Source organism: Ramlibacter sp. MMS24-I3-19 (assembly GCF_050320135.1).
Lineage (GTDB): Bacteria > Pseudomonadota > Gammaproteobacteria > Burkholderiales > Burkholderiaceae_C > Ramlibacter.
The window spans coordinates 264,171-279,855 of record NZ_CP190017.1 but is presented as its reverse complement, the minus strand read 5'-3'; the positions used below and the strand labels follow the sequence as shown (position 1 = coordinate 279,855).

Sequence of the window (15,685 nt, the reverse complement as noted above, 5' to 3'; positions counted from 1 at the left end):
GTCGCGCCGGAACTCATCGAAGGTGGGAAGCGAGGGCATGCCCCATTCTTGCATCGGAGGCGACCCCATGTCCCACGCGACGATGTCCGGGGACGCGACCGGCACTGCTCCTACACAACCGGGCCGCACGGATGCGCACGATGGTTCCCAGACGAACGCGGGACACCACCATGCATCGCGACCCCTTCTCTCCCACCGCTGCCTTCCAGCCGGCCCTGGTGCGCATCGACGGCGGCACCTGGCCGAGCGACGTTCTGGAGCCTGCGGGCGACGGTCCCGGGTTGCTGGTGAGCCGGATGTTCTGGCTCGGAGGCGGCGTCTCGATCCTGCTGTGGGGCTTTGCCACTGGCCTGGTGCTGTACTTCAACTGACTGCACAGCGGTCACAACGCGACAGCCCGGCAACGCCGGGCTGTTTTGCTAGTGCCGACGGACCGGGCCGCCGTCCGCTGTCTTCCCGGTGCCGCCGCGCAGCAGGCGTTCGGCCGTGTGCGCGCTGACCGCCAGCAGGTACCCGTCGGCGATCATGCGGGCGAAGTGCCGCGCCGCTGACGGCTGGTAGAGCAGCGACACCCGGTACGCCTCGATTTCCGACCACAGGCGGAATGCCGGGCAGGTGAAGTACCACCACCAGAACCGCAGCAGCCCGACCTCGCGCATCTGCCGCGCATGCACCGCCTCGTGCGCCAGCAGCCCGGCATCGCCGCGCACGCGCGGATGCACCACGACCAGGCTGGGTGCAACGGTCATGCCGTCGGCCCAGAAGAGCAGTGGAGTGGCGAGCACGCGCATGGCCGGCATTCTGCCGGTGGAAGGCCCGGCGTGCATGGCGGTGCGACGGAAAGCGGTGAAGCGAGTGGTCTTCAGTCCGCGACCAACGCCCGCAGCACGTTCTCCGCGGTCGCCGGTGCGATCAGCGGCGCGCGACCATCGCAACGGCTGGCCGCGATCGCATCGCGCAGCGCTTCCCAGGCGCTGATCGCCAGCATGAACGGCGGCTCGCCGACGGCCTTGCTGCCGCCGACGTTGTCCTCGCGGTTGCCCTCGTGCCAGAGCTGGATCCTGAAGTGGTCGGGCACGTCGCCGGTCGCCGGGATCTTGTACGTGCTGGGCGCGTGCGTGGCGAGCACGCCCCTGTCGGTCCACACCAGCTGCTCGGTGGTGAGCCAGCCGACGCCCTGGATGAAGCCGCCTTCGATCTGGCCGATGTCGATGGCCGGGTTCAGCGAGGTGCCCACGTCGTGCAGGATGTCCACCTTCAGCAGCCGGTTCTCGCCGGTGAGCGTGTCGATGGCGACTTCGCTGCACGCGGCACCGTAGCTGAAGTAGAAGAAGGGGCGGCCGGTGAGCGTGACCTTGTCGTAGTGGATCTTGGGCGTGCGGTAGAAGCCGTCGCTCCACAGCTGGATGCGGTTGGCGTACGCGGCCTTGACCACCTCGTCGAAGCTGCGCGTCTGTTTCGGCGAGATCACCTGGCCGCAGCGGAACGACACCGCGCCGGCGCCGCAGCCATCGAGGCCGGCGACGAAGGCCGAGAGGTTGTCGCGCACGTTGCGCGCCGCGAACTGCGCCGCCCGGCCGTTGAGGTCGGTGCCGCTGGACGCGGCCGTCGCCGATGCGTTGGGCACCTTGCCGGTCTCGGTCGCGGTGCAGCGCACGCGCTCGAACGGCACGCCCAGCTCGTCGGCCACCACCTGCATGATCTTGGTGTGCAGCCCCTGGCCCATCTCCGTGCCGCCGTGGTTGACCTGCACGCTGCCGTCGGTGAACACGTGCACCAGCGCGCCCGCCTGGTTGAAGAACGTGGCGGTGAAGCTGATGCCGAACTTGATGGGCGTGATCGCGAGCCCGCGCTTGATGACCGGGCTGTTCGCGTTCCAGGCCGCGATCTCCTCGCGTCGTTCGCGGTAGCGCGACGACTGCTCCAGCTGCGCGATCAGCGGGTGCAGGATGTTGTCCTCGACCTTCATCTGGTAGTGGGTGACGTTGCGGTCGTCCACGCCGTAGAGGTTGGCCTTGCGCACCTGCAGCGGATCGACGTTCAGGTGGCGCGCGATGTCCCCCAGGATGGCCTCGATCAGGATCACGCCCTGCGGCCCGCCGAAACCGCGGAACGCCGTGTGGCTCTGGGTGTTGGACTTGCAGCGGTACGAGGCGATCTCGACGTCGCCGAGAAAGTAGGCGTTGTCGGTGTGGAAGATCGCGCGGTCGGCCACCGGCCCGGACAGGTCGGCCGAGAAGCCGCAGTTGGCGAGCATCGTCACCTTCAGCCCGCACAGGCGTCCGTCGTCGTCGAAGCCGGCGTCCCAGTCGTAGGCGAACGGATGCCGCTTGCCGGTGACCATGAAATCGTCGTCGCGGTCCAGCCGCAGCTTCACCGGGCATTGCAGCTTGCGCGCGGCGAGCGCAGCCCACACGGCCATGTGGCCGGCCTGCGTCTCCTTGCCGCCGAAGCCACCGCCCATGCGCCGGCACTCGACCGTCACTGCGTTGTTCTCCAGGCCCAGCGCATGCGCCACCCAGTGCTGCACCTCGCCCGGATGCTGCGTGCTCGAGTGGATGTGCCACTGGCCCTGCTCCAGCGGGATCGCGTAGGCGACCTGGCCTTCCAGGTAGAAGTGCTCCTGGCCGCCGACTTCGAACTGGCCGGACAGGCGACGTGGCGCGCGCGCCAGGGCGGCCTCGGGCTCGCCGCGGCGCACGACCACCGGCGGCAGCACGTAGCTTTGCTGCGCGTGGGCCTGGCGGACATCGAGAACCGCCGGCAGCGGCGCGATGTCGCACTGCACCTGCCGCGCGGCCCTGCGCGCCTGCATCACGGTGTCCGCGACGACCAGGCCGATCACCTGGCCGACATGCGCCACTGTGTCGCGGGCGAAGATCGGCTCGTCGTGCACGAAGGTGGCGAGCACCGGATCGCCGGGAATGTCGGCCGCCAGCAGCACGCCGCGCACGCCGGGCATCGCGAGCGCCGCGCGCGTGTCGACGCCGCGCAGCGTGCCGTGGGCGACCGTGGACAGGATCGGCGCGGCGTGCAGCGTCCCGCGCAGCTCGGGCATGTCGTCGATGTAGGTCGCGGTGCCTGCGACCTGGGCGCGCGCGCTTTCGTGCGGGCGCGCCTGCCCCATGGCCGGTGCGGGCGACGCCGGCGCATGCGGCGAGCGCGTGGCCGGCGCCAGGTTGCGTTCACCGGCATCGGCTGCGCCCGCGGGCCCGCCGCCGGTGGCCGATGTGAATTCGCCCTCGCGCGCGTTCATGCGGATGCCTCCTCGAGGGCGAACCGTTCCAGGTTGATGTGCTCGTGCCCCTGGCTCTCGAGCCAGAACCGCTGCAGCAGGTTGCCCAGCACCTGGCTGCGGTAGGAGGACGACGCGCGCATGTCCGAGATCGGCTGGAACTCGCCGCGCAGGACGTCGATGGCCTGGCGCACCGCGTCTTCGCTCCAGCGCTTGCCGGCCAGGAACGCTTCGGTCCGCGCGGCACGCACGGGCGTGGCGGCCACGCCGCCAGCGCCGATGCCGATGCGCGCGACGTGCCCGTCCTCCAGCTCGAGCCGGATCACGAGGCACACGGCGGAGATGTCGTCATCGAAGCGCTTGGAGATCTTGTAGGCCCGCAGGAACTCGCCCTGGCGGGGCTTGGGCACCAGGATCCAGGCCACCAGTTCGTCGGCGGCCAGCACGTTCTTCCGGTAGCCCGTGTAGAAGTCCTCGAGCGCCAGGTGCCGATGGCCGCCCTGCGACATCAGCACCAGCCGCGCGTCCAGCGCGACCAGCAGCGGCATCGAGTCACCGATGGGCGAGCCGTTGGCGACGTTGCCGCCCAGCGTGCCGGCATTGCGCACGGGCAATCCGGCGAAGCGATCGGCGAAGGTTTTCAGCACGGGGCGCTGGGTCACCAGCGCGGCATACGCGTCGGTCAACGACACGGCGGCGCCGATCGCGATGTGGTTGGGATAGTCCTCGACCTGCCGCAGCTCGCGCGCCCGCGTGACATCGAGCACCTGCGCAAACTGGCGGTGCAGCTTGGTGACCCACAGGCCGACGTCGGTGCAGCCTGCCACGATTTGGGCCTGCGGATGGGCTGCCCGCGCCGCGAGCAGCGCGTCGAGCGTCGTCGGCGCAAGGTAGCGCTCATCGTGCGACGGCGCCAGGTCCTGCAGCTTCGCCACCAGCGCGGCTTCATCCACCGTGACTCGCGGCAATGACGCCATCTGCTGCGCCGCCTCCAGGATCGGCCGGTACCCGGTGCAGCGGCACAGGTTGCCCGAGAGCTCCTCCTGCGCGAGCGCGCGCGTGATGGACTCGCCCTTGCAGACGTGGTTCTGGTACATGCCGAAGAGGCTCATGACGAAGCCGGGCGTGCAGAACCCGCACTGCGATCCGTGGCAGCGCACCATGGCTTCCTGCGCGGGGTGCAGTGCGCCATCGGCACCGGCCAGGTCCTCGACGGTCCAGACAGCCAGGCCATCGACCGAATGCGCGAGCCGGATGCAGCTGTTGACGGTCCGGTAGCGCAACCGGCCATCGATGGCTTCGCCCAGCACCACCGTGCAGGCGCCGCAGTCGCCCTCGCCGCAACCTTCCTTGGTTCCGGTGGCGCCCAGGTCCTCGCGCAGCACCTCGAGCAGGGTGCGGTCGGGTGGTACATTGCCCAGCGCCACCAGCTCGCCCCGGCGGATGAATCGAATCGTCTTGGTGTCCATGAAAACAGGAATCAGCGTCTGGCCACAGGGTAGCGCGCGCAAGCGCGCTGTCGCGCCGGACTCGCAAGGCCGAAGCCAAGTATGAGAGATCGTCAGCTTTTCGCCAGCCCCGGCCCCTCCGGCGCCACGACGTTGCACGCTGCTTGCTTGCGGCGGTGTCCAAGCCCGACAGTCCCAGCCTCCCGATGACCGCCGTTCCGCGCCTGCAGCTACAGGGCATCACCAAGCGCTATCCCGCCGTCGTGGCGAACGATGGCATTTCGCTGTCGGTGCTGCCCGGGCAGACGCATGCCGTGCTGGGCGAGAACGGCGCCGGCAAGTCCACGCTGATGAAGATCATCTACGGCGCGGTGCGGCCCGACGCCGGCCAGGTGCTGTGGAACGGCCAGCCGGTGCACGTGCGCAATCCGCAGGAAGCACGCGCGCTGGGCATCAGCATGGTGTTCCAGCACTTCAGCCTGTTCGACACGCTGACCGTCGCCGAGAACGTCTGGCTCGGGCTGGACAAGCACCTGAAGCTCGCCGAGGTGACGCGCCGCATCGAGGCCAAGGCGGCCGAATACGGCCTGCACATCGATCCCTCGCGCCCGGTGCACACGCTCTCGGTGGGCGAGATGCAGCGGGTGGAGATCATCCGCGCGCTGCTGTCCGACCCGAAGCTGCTGATCCTGGACGAGCCGACCTCGGTGCTCACCCCGCAGGCCGTCGACAAGCTGTTCGTGGTGCTGCGGCAGCTGGCCTCGCAGGGCTGCAGCATCCTGTACATCAGCCACAAGCTGCACGAGATCCGCGCGCTGTGCGACGCCTGCACGGTGCTGCGCGCCGGCCGCGTCACCGGCGAATGCGATCCGCGCCAGGAGAGCAATGCCTCGCTCAGCCGCATGATGATCGGCGCCGATCCGCCGCGGCTGGAGCACCACGACCGGCAGGCCGGCGAGGTGGTGCTGCAGGTCGACCGGCTCTCGCTCGAGCGCGATTCGCCGTTCGGCGTCGACCTGCACGACGTGGCCCTGCAGGTGCGCGCCGGCGAGGTGGTCGGCATCGCTGGCGTGTCGGGCAATGGCCAGCGCGAGCTGATGGCGGCGCTCTCGGGCGAGGACCAGCGTGCGGAGGCGTCGTCGATCCGTGTCGCGGGCCATGCCGCGGGCCGATTCGGCCCGGCGCGGCGGCGGCAGCTCGGGCTGCACTTCGTGCCCGAGGAGCGCCTGGGGCGCGGCGCCGTGCCCACGCTGCCGCTGGCGCACAACCTGATGCTCACCCGCGGCGAGGCGGTGGGCCGCGGCGGCTGGATCGACACCCGGGCCCTGCAGGCACAGGCCGCTTCGATCATCGGGAAATTCAAGGTCAAGGCCGGCGGCCCGCAGGCCGTGGCGCGGTCGCTCTCCGGCGGCAACCTGCAGAAGTTCATCGTCGGCCGCGAGATCGATGCGCGGCCGAAGCTGCTGGTGATCTCGCAGCCCACCTGGGGCGTCGACGTCGGTGCCGCGGCGCAGATCCGCGGCGAGATCCTGGCGCTGCGCGATGCGGGCTGCGCGGTGCTGGTGGTGAGCGAAGAGCTGGAGGAGCTGTTCGAGGTCAGCGACCGCCTGCACGTGATCGCCAAGGGACGCTTGTCGCCGTCGCTGCCGCGACGCGAAGCGACGGTGGAGAAGATCGGCGAGTGGATGAGCGGGTTGTGGGAGGGCGCGCATGCTCAAGCTTGAGGCGCGGCCGGAGCCGTCGAAGTGGTGGGGCATCGGCTCGCCCGTCGTGGCGCTGCTGCTCACGGTCCTGATCGGCATCGTGCTGTTCACGGCGCTGGGCAAGGACCCGGTGCGCGGGCTGCAGGTGTTCTTCTGGGAGCCGCTGAAGTCCGGCTATGCGCTGGGCGAGCTCACCATCAAGGCCACGCCGCTGCTGCTGATCGCGCTGGGATTGGCCGTGTGCTTCCGATCCAACGTCTGGAACATCGGAGCCGAGGGTCAGTTCGTGCTCGGTGCGATCGCGGCGGGGGGCGTCGCGCTGCTGGCGGACAAGACCACCGGCCGCTGGATCGTGCCGCTGATCCTGCTGGCCGGCATCGCGGGCGGCATGCTCTGGGCATCGATCACCGCGGTGCTGCGCGACCGCTTCAACGCCAGCGAGATCCTGGTCAGCCTGATGCTGGTGTACGTGGCCGAACAGCTGCTGTTCTACCTGGTGTTCGGTCCCTGGAAGGATCCGGCCGGCTACAACTTCCCGCAGACCAAGACCTTCGAGGCCGTCACGCAGATCCCGCGGCTGTTCACGGGCTCGCGCGTGAGCATCGGCCTGCTGATCGCGCTGGCGGGTGTCGGTGCGCTGTGGGTGTTCCTGTTCCGCACGCGCGCGGGCTTCGCGCAGCAGGTGGGCGGCCTCGCGCCCGCGGCGGCGCGCTACGCGGGCTTCTCCTCGCGCCGCGCGCTCTGGGTGGCGCTGCTGGTGTCGGGCGGTGCGGCCGGCCTGGCCGGTGCGCTCGAGGTCGCCGGCCCGCTCGGCCAGCTCACGCCCTACGTGCCGGCCGGCTACGGCTTCGCGGCCATCATCGTGGCCTTCGTCGGCCGCCTGCATCCGGTGGGCATGGTGTTCTCGGCCATCCTCATGAGCATGTTCTACATCGGCGGCGAATTGGCGCAGTCGCGCCTGGGCCTGCCCAAGTCGCTCACCGGCGTGTTCCAGGGCCTGCTGCTCTTCACCTTGCTGGCCTGCGACACGCTGATCGCGTACCGCGTGCGGTTCCGGCGAAGGGCGAGCGCATGAAGATAGAACACGGACATCCGGACGCAGAGGACGCAAAGGTTTCGCAGAGGGCGCAAAAGAAACCTCTGACAAGCTCGCTTTTTCTCTTTTGCGTCTTTTGCGGAACTTCTGCGTCCTCTGCGTCCGGTTGTCCGCATTCGAGGTTGCCTTGATGGAAAGCTACGCACTGCTCATCGCGGCCACGCTGAACGCGGGCACCGTGCTCGCGCTCGCGGCGCTCGGGTTGTTGATCAACGAGAAGGCCGGCGTGGTGAACCTGGGCGCCGAGGGGATGATGCTGTGCGCCGCGCTCGCCGCCTTCGTCACCGTGGTGCACACCGGCAGCGACCTGCTGGGCTTCGCGGCGGGCGCGGCGGCTGCGGCTTTGCTGGCCGCCATCTTCGGCGTGCTGGTGATCTGGCTCAACACCAACCAGTACGCCACCGGGCTGGCGCTGAGCCTCTTCGGCGCGGGCTTCTCCGCCTTCGCCGGCATCAAGTACGTGCAGGAGAAGCTGCCGGAGCGGCCGCGCTTCGCCATCCCGGTGCTCGGCGAGCTGCCGGTCGTGGGGCCCGCGCTGTTCCGCCAGCATCCGATGGTGTACGTGGCCATCGCGCTGGTGCTGTTCCTGGTCTGGTTCCTGTACCGCTCGCGCGCGGGGCTCGTGCTGCGCTCCGTGGGCGAGTCGCCCGAGTCGGCCCATGCGCTGGGCCAGCCGGTGCGGCTGATCCGGCTGGCCGCGGTGGTGGCCGGCGGTGCCCTCTGCGGCGTCGCAGGTGCCTACCTGGTGATCATCTACACGCCGCTGTGGGTCGAGGGCATGGTGGCCGGCCGCGGCTGGATCGCGCTGGCCCTGACCACCTTCGCCACCTGGCGGCCGGCGCGCGTCCTGCTGGGCGCGTACCTGTTCGGCGGCGTGACGATGCTGCAGTTCCAGCTGCAGGCCGCGGGCGTCGAAGTGCCCAGCCAGGTGCTGACGATGCTGCCGTACCTGGCCACCATCGTGGTGCTCGCGCTTATCTCGCGCAACCCGGCGTGGATCCGCGTGAACATGCCGGCGTCGCTGGGCAAGCCGTTTTACCCAGGCTCATAATTTGCATCCCCGTCGTCACAAAACTCAGAGGACCCCGATGACAGACCTGAACAAACGCTCGCTGCTGCAGGTGGCGGCGCTCTCCGCGCTCGCCGCCGCCGCCCTCGTGGGCTGCGGCAAGAAGGAAGAAGCCGCCGCACCCGCCGCCGCGCCGGCACCCGCCACCGCGGCCGCCCCCGCGCCGGCCTCGCAGCCGCTGAAGGTGGCGTTCGCCTACGTCGGCCCGGTGGGCGACGGCGGCTGGACCTTCGCGCACGACAACGCGCGCAAGGCCGTCGAGAAGGAATTCGGCGACAAGATCCAGACCTCGTTCGTCGAGAAGGTGCCCGAGGGCGCGGACGCCGAGCGCGTGTTCCGCGACATGGTGTCGCAGGGCAACAAGCTGATCTTCGGCACGACCTTCGGCTACATGGAGCCGATGCTCAAGGTCGCGAACGACAGCAAGGACGTGAAGTTCGAGCATGCCACCGGCTACAAGACGGCCGAGAACATGCGCACGTACGACAGCCGCACCTACGAGGGCGCGTACATGGCCGGCGTCATTGCCGGCAGCATGACCAAGACCAACACGCTGGGCGTGGTGGGATCGGTGCCGATCCCCGAGGTGGTGCGCAACATCAACAGCTTCACGCTGGGCGCGCTGTCGGTGAACCCGAAGGTCAAGACCCGCGTGGTGTGGGTGGGCGACTGGTTCAATCCGCCGAAGGAAACCGAGGCCGCGACCTCGCTGATCAACGGCGGCGCGGACGTCCTGATGCAGAACACCGATTCGTCGGCCGTGCTGCAGACCGCCGAGAAGATGGGCAAGCGCGCGTTCGGCTGGGACAGCGACATGACCAACTACGGCCCGAAGGCGCACCTCGGCTCGGCCGTCATCAACTGGGCGCCGTACTACACCAAGGCCATCAAGGACGTGCTGGACAACACCTGGAAGAGCACGCCCGACAAGATCTGGTGGGGCGTCAAGGAAGGCGCGATCGACTTCGTCTCCGTCGCGGCCGACGTGCCCGAGGACGCGAAGAAGAAGCTCGAGTCGGTGAAGGCTGGCCTGAAGGACGGCAGCTTCGTGATCTGGAAGGGTCCGATCGTCGACAACACCGGCAAGGAAGTGGTTGCCAAGGACGCCGTCGCCGACGACAAGTTCCTGGGCGGCATCAACTTCTACGTCAAGGGCGTGGAAGGCAAGGTGCCTGGCGCCGACAAGAAGTAAGCAGGGCGCTGCGCTCGAGGAAGCCGCCTTCGGGCGGCTTCCTCATTTGGGCCGGACCTTCGCACGGCTCGGCAGGCGGCTTGCACGACGATGCGGGATCAGCCCGGAGTCAGGCAACCCAAGCCGCTTTCCGACGTACGCCTGCGGCGCGGGCAGGCACCGACCGCGTGCAGGCGGCCCTAAGGTCGGTCCGATGACACGCACCGACTCGCGCCCCGGCCACTGGCTGATCGACAGCAAGGTTCCCCAGGTCACGCTGGCTTTCTGGGCCGTGAAGATCCTGGCCACGACGGTCGGCGAAACCGGCGGGGATGCGCTGTCGATGACGTTGAACCTGGGCTACGCGGTCAGCAGCCTCATCTTCCTGGCCTTCTTCGCCGTGACGCTGGCCATCCAGGTTGCATCGAGGCGCTATCACGCGTTCGCCTACTGGGCCGTCGTGGTCGCGACGACCACGGTGGGCACCACCATGTCGGACTACCTGGACCGCACGGTGGGCCTGGGCTATGTGAAATCGTCCATCGGCCTGTTCATCGGTGTCCTTGCGGTCCTCTTCGCGTGGAAGGCCGTCGCCGGCCGCATCGAGTTCGAGAACATCCGCACCCGCCGCGAGGAAGTCTTCTACTGGTTGACCATCCTGGTGTCCAACACCCTGGGGACGGCATTGGGCGACTTCGTCGCGTCCGATGCGGGCCTCGGATTCGAGAAGGGCGCCATGGTGTTCGCCGGGCTGATCGCGGTGGTGGCTCTCCTGCACTTCACGAGCAGGCGCATCCCGGCCGCGATCCTGTTCTGGGCGGCGTACGTCCTGACCCGGCCGCTGGGCGCAACGCTCGGCGACACGCTCACCAAGTCGCACAGCGAGGGCGGCCTCGCGCTGGGTCGCATTGACTCGTCGCTGACGATCGCCGGGGTGATGGTGGTCGGCATCCTGCTGATGACCTATCTCGGGCCGCGGCGCCGGGCCCGGATCGATCGCTGACGACACCGGAAGCGCGTTGCATTCGCGGGATCCACAATCGACGGGTGCGCAGCCTCGTCCTCCTCGCCGCAGTCGGCGCATCGCTTGCCGGTTGCGCCGCGACGGCCACCCAGCCCACGCTGCAGCCTGCCGTGCATCCATCGCCCCACGAGTCGCTGGTGGAAGCCGCGCGTTCCGACGCCGCGGGGCGTTCGGGGTTGCCCGCGCGCGAGATGAAGCTCGTCGCGCTGGAGTCCGTCACCTGGCCCGATGGCAGTCTCGGCTGCCCCAGGCCTGGCATGGGCTACACGCAGGCGCTGGTGCCGGGCTACCGCATCCGGCTGCAGGTCGGCCGCGAAGTGTGGGACTACCACGCCAGCGAACGCGGCGGGCTGGTGCTGTGCCCGCCCGGGCGGGCCCAGGAACCGGTGCCGGGCGGCGGACGCAGCTGAGGGCGCGCGAGGCGAAAAAAAGCCCGGACCATCGCTGGCCCGGGCTCGAAGTCGCAGCCGCCGAGGCGGCCACTGATCGCGATCAGTTGTCGATGCGTACGATGGTGGGCGCCGGCAGGCCGGAGGCGCCGCCGTAGACGATCGACCCGAGGTACTTGTCGCCGGTGTTCAGGCCGCTCGTGGTGAGCGTCACGGTGCCGGATTGACCGGTCATGGCGCTGGCCGGCGCGGACACGGTCATGTTGCCTGCGGCCGTGGTGCCCAGCTGCCAGCTGTACAGGGTGAAGGTCGTGCCCGCGGCCGGCGTGGCGAAACCGATCACGCGCACCGTGAGGACGGCGCCAGGAGGCACGCTGGTGAAGCTCACCTGCTCGGCCGCGGTGGGACCGCCGCTCGAGGCCACCTTGGCTCCGTTGTAGTAGACCTCCATGTCCAGGTCGCTCGGCGCGCTGACGTCGGTGTCGAACAGCGAGAACCGCACGTAGCTCAGGCCCGGGGCCATCGTGAAGCTGAACTCCTTGTAGCCGTTGGTGAGAACGGTGTCGCTCGACTTGGTGGCCGGGACCAGGCCGCGCGCGGTAGCGCTGAAGTTGCCGTCGTAGCCGAAGCTCACCTTGTACGAGGTGCCGTTGACTTCCGTCGGCGCGCCCAGGGCCACCGGCTGGATGACCACGGGGACGCGCACGTTGTGCGTGCCATCGTTCAGCGTCAGCTGGCCGCCCGTGTAGGCGTTCAGCGTGGCTGCCGTGCGGGTGAACGTGAAATCGACGCTCTTGGTCTCGTTGGGACCGATCTCGAGCGATGCCGGAGACATGGTCACGCCGAAGCCGCTGAGACCGGCGACGCTGGCCGTGTAGGTGGCGCTGGTCTTGCCGACGTTGGTGACCCGCCGCGTCACCTTCTGGATGCCTGGCATGGCGTTCAGCGCGATCGAGGCGACGTTCATGTTGTGCGGCGCCACGACCGGAACGCCGGCCGCGGTGCAGAACGCCGTCGGCAGCTGCGTGCCGCACAGGAAGCCCAGCCAGTCGGCATAGCCCGAATCGAACACCAGGCCGGGGTCCGTCGCGGCCAGCGGCCGCACGTGGCCCGCGCCCTGGCGGAAGATCACCAGCGGGTGGGTGTTGGGGCCGTCGAGGACGTCGTAGGCCGTCGTCATCAGCGCCGACTTGATCGCCATCGGCGACCACGACGGGTTCAGCTCCTTGAACAGGGCCGCGATGCCGGCCACGTGCGGGCTGGACATCGAGGTGCCGTCGTACAGGTCGAAGCTGCGGCCGCTGTTGCCGGGGGGCGCGACGGCCGCCAGGATCGACTGACCGGGCGCGATGACATCGGGCTTGAGCAGCACGCCACCGCTCGCGGAGGACGGCCCGCGCGACGAGAACGATGCGGTGTACGGCGCCGGCGTCGAGAAGTCCAGGTGCGACTGGTTCACCGTGGCGGTCGTGCCTGCGGCGGCAGCCGCCTGCAGGGCACTGCGGTAGGCCACGTCGACGTGGACGGTGGGCACCGAGTGGTAGTCGGCCACCAGGTTGTTGGGACTGGTGTTCACCAGGATCATGCCGATGCCGCCGGCTTCGGCCACGGCCTTGCTCTTGTCGACGCGGTCGTTGGTGCCGCGGGCGCACAGCACGATGTTCCCTTTGACCTTGGCGGGATCGAGTCCGGGGCCGCCCGGCCAGCTGGACGAGAAACAGAGCGAGGCGGCCGTCGCGCTTGCGGTCGGCAGGCCGGCGGTGGCCGAGTCGACCAGCGGGGCGGGGCCGGCGGACGCTGCAGCCAGGGACGCGCCCGTGTAGGTGGCATTGCCAACCAGCGCGGAGCCGACCGCCGAGCGGTTGTGCGTTCCCGCGGCGACCGTGGTCAGCCAGGGGCTCGGATGCGCGACGGTGCCCGTGGTGGGACCGGAGTTGCCTGCCGACGCAGCGACGAACACGCCCGCATCGGCCGCGTTCATGAAGGCGATCTCGACCGGGTCACGGAAGTTCGTGGTCGTGCCGCTGATGGAAAAGTTGATCACGTCGACGCCGTCCGCCACCGCCTGCTCGATGGCCGCGACGCTGTCGGAGTTGAAGCAGCCACCCTGGAAGGCTTCGGTGGACCAGCACACCTTGTAGGCCGCGATGCGCGCCCGCGGTGCCATGCCGGTGACCTTGCCGAAGGCTGCTGCCGGGCCGGTGACGGTGACGTTGGAGTTGCCGGCCGCGGTGCTGGACGTGTGGGTGCCATGGCCGCCCCAGTCGCGCGGCGAGTTGTACTCGGCGCCCGGCCAGTTGGCGTTGATCGCCGCGTTGCCGCCCCAGCCCGCGTTGTAGTAGCGCGCGCCGATCAGCTTCTGGTTGCAGTTGCTGGCATCGAACTGGTCGCCGGGCGTGCACTTGCCATGCCAGCCGGGGATCTGGTGGTAGTCCAGCTTGCCGTCCTGCGTGCCGTTGCCATTGGTGCCGGTTCTGTCGCTGAAGCTTTCCGACTCCGGCCAGATGCCGGAGTCGACCATGCCGATGATCACGTTCTCGCCCTTGGCACCGGTCTTGGCCCAGAGGCCGTTGTCACCGGCCAGGCCGAGGAACGTCGCCGTGGACGCCGTGTCCATCGTGCGCACTTCGTCCTTGCTCACGGCCAGCACGCCCTTGGACAGCGCGAGCTGCTGCGCCTGCGAGTCGGACAGCTCGGCCGCGAAGCCGTTGAACACGTAGCCGTAGCTGTACAGCTTCTTGGCCGCGCCCACGCCGCGCAGCACGGCATCGTGGCGCGAGGCGAGGTGGGCCATGTAGTTGGTGACCGCCGGGGAGTCGGGGTCGATCTTCTGGCCCTTGCGCGGCTTGGTCGCCTGCAGCCCCTTGATGCTGCCGTCGTAGGCCGTCACGGGCTGGCCGTCGATCTGGACGATGTAGACCTTGTTGGTGGCGGCCGAGGCGCGCCGGTTGGCGCGGTCGCCGTCGACCGGCTGGTCGGTCACCTGCGCGGACGCTTCCGCGGGAACCACCTGCACGGCCAGCGCCGCGGAGGTCGGCGCCGATGTCGACGCGCTGGTGCTTGGGGATGAACCGCCTCCGCAGGCGGCGAGCACGCTCGCCGCCAACACGGATGCGAGCCATTTGCTCGAGGTGGGAATCATCGGGTCTGTCTCCTGGTTGACCGGCCGATGGCCTTGTGGGTCGTCGGACGGCCGGTTCTTCGTGTTGGCTGAGCGGCCTTGCATTTCGTGCAATGCATGAGCCGCCCGCGCATTCCGTCATGCGTCCCGTGGCTCGTCAAGAGGGCCAACGAGGACCGCGCGCCAAACCTGACAGGAGGACAAGCGCGCGCGTGCATGCATCCAACGGGACCGTGCACATTCGCGCTGCGCGCGCATCGAAGGCACTGCGGGTTTACGCGGACAATCCCACGTCGTTCCGGAGTCCGCCATGCCTGCCGTTCCCCCCATTGCTGCCGAACGCCTGCCCGAGCTGCTGCGCCGCATGCCCAAGGCCGAGCTGCACATCCATATCGAAGGCTCGCTCGAGCCCGAGCTGATCTTCGAGATGAGCCGGCGCAATGGCATCGCCATCCCCTACGCGGGCGTCGAAGAACTGCGGCGGGCCTATGCCTTCACCAACCTGCAGAGCTTCCTGGACATCTACTACGCCGGCGCCAGCGTGCTGATCAACGAGCGCGACTTCCACGACATGGCCTGGGCCTACCTGCTGAAGGCGAAGGCCGAGAACGTGGTGCGGGCGGAGCTTTTCTTCGACCCGCAGACGCACACCGCGCGCGGCGTGGCGATGGAGACGGTCATCAACGGCCTGCACTCGGCATGCACCCGGGCCGGGGCCGAGCTGGGCGTGAGCGCGTCGCTGATCCTGTGCTTCCTGCGGCACCTGAGCGAGGGCGAGGCCTTCGAGACGCTGGAGCAGGCGCTGCCATTCCAGGACAAGTTCATCGGCGTCGGGCTGGATTCCAGCGAGGTCGGCCATCCGCCCGAGAAGTTCGCCAAGGTGTTCGCGCGCTGCCGCGAGCTGGGGCTGCACCTGGTGGCGCATGCGGGCGAGGAGGGGCCGCCATCGTACGTGTGGACCGCGCTGGACCTGCTGAAGGTCGAGCGCATCGACCATGGCGTGCAGTCGAGCAAGGACCCGCAGCTGATGCGGCGCCTGGCGCAGGACCGCATCCCGCTCACGGTGTGCCCCCTGTCCAACCTCAAGCTGTGCGTGTTCCCGGCGCTGGAGCAGCACAACCTGCGCGAGCTGCTCGATGCGGGACTGGTGGCCACCGTGAACTCGGACGACCCGGCGTACTTCGGCGGTTATCTCAACGAGAACTTCACCCGCACCTTCGCGGCCACCGGGCTTTCGGCGCAGCACGCCTGGCAACTGGCGGCCAACAGCTTCGAGGCCAGCTTCGCCGAGCCGGAGCAGAAGCGCCGCTGGCGCGACCAGCTCGACGCGGCTTTCGCGCAGTTCGCCTAGGTCATGGCACCAACGGGCGATCCTGCTGTGCTTGCCAACTCCAACGGACGAACTAGAGTGGTGCCAAGGTCCCTGGAG

Annotated in this window: 12 protein-coding genes; 8 read left to right on the top strand and 4 right to left on the bottom strand. The window is 69.1% G+C overall.

The genetic code is table 11. The annotated features are described in order from the left end of the window. Positions 1 to 170: 170 nt before the first annotated feature. Positions 171 to 371 (top strand): hypothetical protein, encoded by a 201-nt coding sequence (locus ACPWT1_RS01395; protein WP_427913656.1) that lies wholly within the window; start codon positions 171 to 173, stop codon positions 369 to 371. 48 nt (positions 372 to 419) lie between these two features. Here the strand turns inward: ACPWT1_RS01395 and ACPWT1_RS01390 are convergent, their stop codons facing one another. The 3 genes from ACPWT1_RS01390 to xdhA form a co-directional block, all read right to left on the bottom strand. Next, a complete protein-coding gene (locus ACPWT1_RS01390) occupies positions 420 to 791 on the bottom strand; it encodes a hypothetical protein (RefSeq protein ID WP_427913655.1) in 372 nt (123 codons plus the stop codon). A 71-nt stretch (positions 792 to 862) separates the two neighbouring features. Beyond that, a complete protein-coding gene (xdhB, locus tag ACPWT1_RS01385; protein ID WP_427913654.1) occupies positions 863 to 3,256 on the bottom strand; it encodes a xanthine dehydrogenase molybdopterin binding subunit in 2,394 nt (797 codons plus the stop codon). Beyond that, positions 3,253 to 4,704: a xanthine dehydrogenase small subunit gene (gene xdhA, locus ACPWT1_RS01380; RefSeq protein ID WP_427913653.1), complete on the bottom strand. Its 1,452-nt coding sequence runs from the start codon at positions 4,702 to 4,704 to the stop codon at positions 3,253 to 3,255. The genes xdhB and xdhA overlap by 4 nt, the downstream gene beginning before the upstream one ends. Before the next feature lie 185 nt (positions 4,705 to 4,889). Here xdhA and ACPWT1_RS01375 point away from each other — a divergent pair, with 185 nt between their 5' ends. The 6 genes from ACPWT1_RS01375 to ACPWT1_RS01350 all read left to right on the top strand — a co-directional run bounded on the left by ACPWT1_RS01375 (position 4,890) and on the right by ACPWT1_RS01350 (position 11,156). After that, positions 4,890 to 6,407: an ABC transporter ATP-binding protein gene (locus ACPWT1_RS01375; protein WP_427913652.1), complete on the top strand. Its 1,518-nt coding sequence runs from the start codon at positions 4,890 to 4,892 to the stop codon at positions 6,405 to 6,407. Beyond that, positions 6,394 to 7,461, top strand: a complete 1,068-nt coding sequence (locus ACPWT1_RS01370; RefSeq protein WP_427913651.1) for an ABC transporter permease — start codon at positions 6,394 to 6,396, stop codon at positions 7,459 to 7,461. Before ACPWT1_RS01375 ends, ACPWT1_RS01370 begins: the two co-directional genes overlap by 14 nt. Before the next feature lie 151 nt (positions 7,462 to 7,612). Further along, complete coding sequence (locus tag ACPWT1_RS01365; RefSeq protein WP_427913650.1) at positions 7,613 to 8,533, top strand: ABC transporter permease; 921 nt, start codon at positions 7,613 to 7,615, stop codon at positions 8,531 to 8,533. 37 nt (positions 8,534 to 8,570) lie between these two features. Beyond that, entirely contained in the window at positions 8,571 to 9,743 is a 1,173-nt protein-coding gene (locus ACPWT1_RS01360) for a BMP family ABC transporter substrate-binding protein (protein ID WP_427913649.1), read from the top strand. Between the two features lie 193 nt (positions 9,744 to 9,936). Further along, positions 9,937 to 10,725: a hypothetical protein gene (locus tag ACPWT1_RS01355; protein WP_427913648.1), complete on the top strand. Its 789-nt coding sequence runs from the start codon at positions 9,937 to 9,939 to the stop codon at positions 10,723 to 10,725. 44 nt (positions 10,726 to 10,769) lie between these two features. Beyond that, positions 10,770 to 11,156 carry a hypothetical protein gene (locus tag ACPWT1_RS01350; RefSeq protein WP_427913647.1) on the top strand — a complete coding sequence of 129 codons (387 nt, stop codon included), beginning with the start codon at positions 10,770 to 10,772 and terminating at the stop codon, positions 11,154 to 11,156. Positions 11,157 to 11,238: 82 nt separating this feature from the next. Here ACPWT1_RS01350 and ACPWT1_RS01345 read toward each other — a convergent pair whose 3' ends face one another. Next, entirely contained in the window at positions 11,239 to 14,277 is a 3,039-nt protein-coding gene (locus ACPWT1_RS01345) for a S8 family peptidase (RefSeq protein ID WP_427913646.1), read from the bottom strand. A gap of 289 nt (positions 14,278 to 14,566) precedes the next feature. Here ACPWT1_RS01345 and ACPWT1_RS01340 point away from each other — a divergent pair, with 289 nt between their 5' ends. Beyond that, complete coding sequence (locus ACPWT1_RS01340) at positions 14,567 to 15,607, top strand: adenosine deaminase (RefSeq protein WP_427913645.1); 1,041 nt, start codon at positions 14,567 to 14,569, stop codon at positions 15,605 to 15,607. Positions 15,608 to 15,685 lie beyond the last annotated feature (78 nt).

What these genes read in the sequence shown, in the direction of transcription:
- ACPWT1_RS01340 (WP_427913645.1), top strand. Translation starts at nt 14,567, where the DNA reads ATGCCTGCCGTTCCCCCCATTGCTGCCGAACGCCTGCCCGAGCTGCTG.
- ACPWT1_RS01395 (WP_427913656.1), top strand. Translation starts at nt 171, where the DNA reads ATGCATCGCGACCCCTTCTCTCCCACCGCTGCCTTCCAGCCGGCCCTG.
- ACPWT1_RS01370 (WP_427913651.1), top strand. Translation starts at nt 6,394, where the DNA reads ATGCTCAAGCTTGAGGCGCGGCCGGAGCCGTCGAAGTGGTGGGGCATC.
- ACPWT1_RS01375 (WP_427913652.1), top strand. Translation starts at nt 4,890, where the DNA reads ATGACCGCCGTTCCGCGCCTGCAGCTACAGGGCATCACCAAGCGCTAT.
- xdhA (WP_427913653.1), bottom strand. Translation starts at nt 4,704, where the DNA reads ATGGACACCAAGACGATTCGATTCATCCGCCGGGGCGAGCTGGTGGCG.
- ACPWT1_RS01355 (WP_427913648.1), top strand. Translation starts at nt 9,937, where the DNA reads ATGACACGCACCGACTCGCGCCCCGGCCACTGGCTGATCGACAGCAAG.
- ACPWT1_RS01365 (WP_427913650.1), top strand. Translation starts at nt 7,613, where the DNA reads ATGGAAAGCTACGCACTGCTCATCGCGGCCACGCTGAACGCGGGCACC.
- ACPWT1_RS01360 (WP_427913649.1), top strand. Translation starts at nt 8,571, where the DNA reads ATGACAGACCTGAACAAACGCTCGCTGCTGCAGGTGGCGGCGCTCTCC.
- ACPWT1_RS01390 (WP_427913655.1), bottom strand. Translation starts at nt 791, where the DNA reads ATGCGCGTGCTCGCCACTCCACTGCTCTTCTGGGCCGACGGCATGACC.
- xdhB (WP_427913654.1), bottom strand. Translation starts at nt 3,256, where the DNA reads ATGAACGCGCGCGAGGGCGAATTCACATCGGCCACCGGCGGCGGGCCC.
- ACPWT1_RS01345 (WP_427913646.1), bottom strand. Translation starts at nt 14,277, where the DNA reads ATGATTCCCACCTCGAGCAAATGGCTCGCATCCGTGTTGGCGGCGAGC.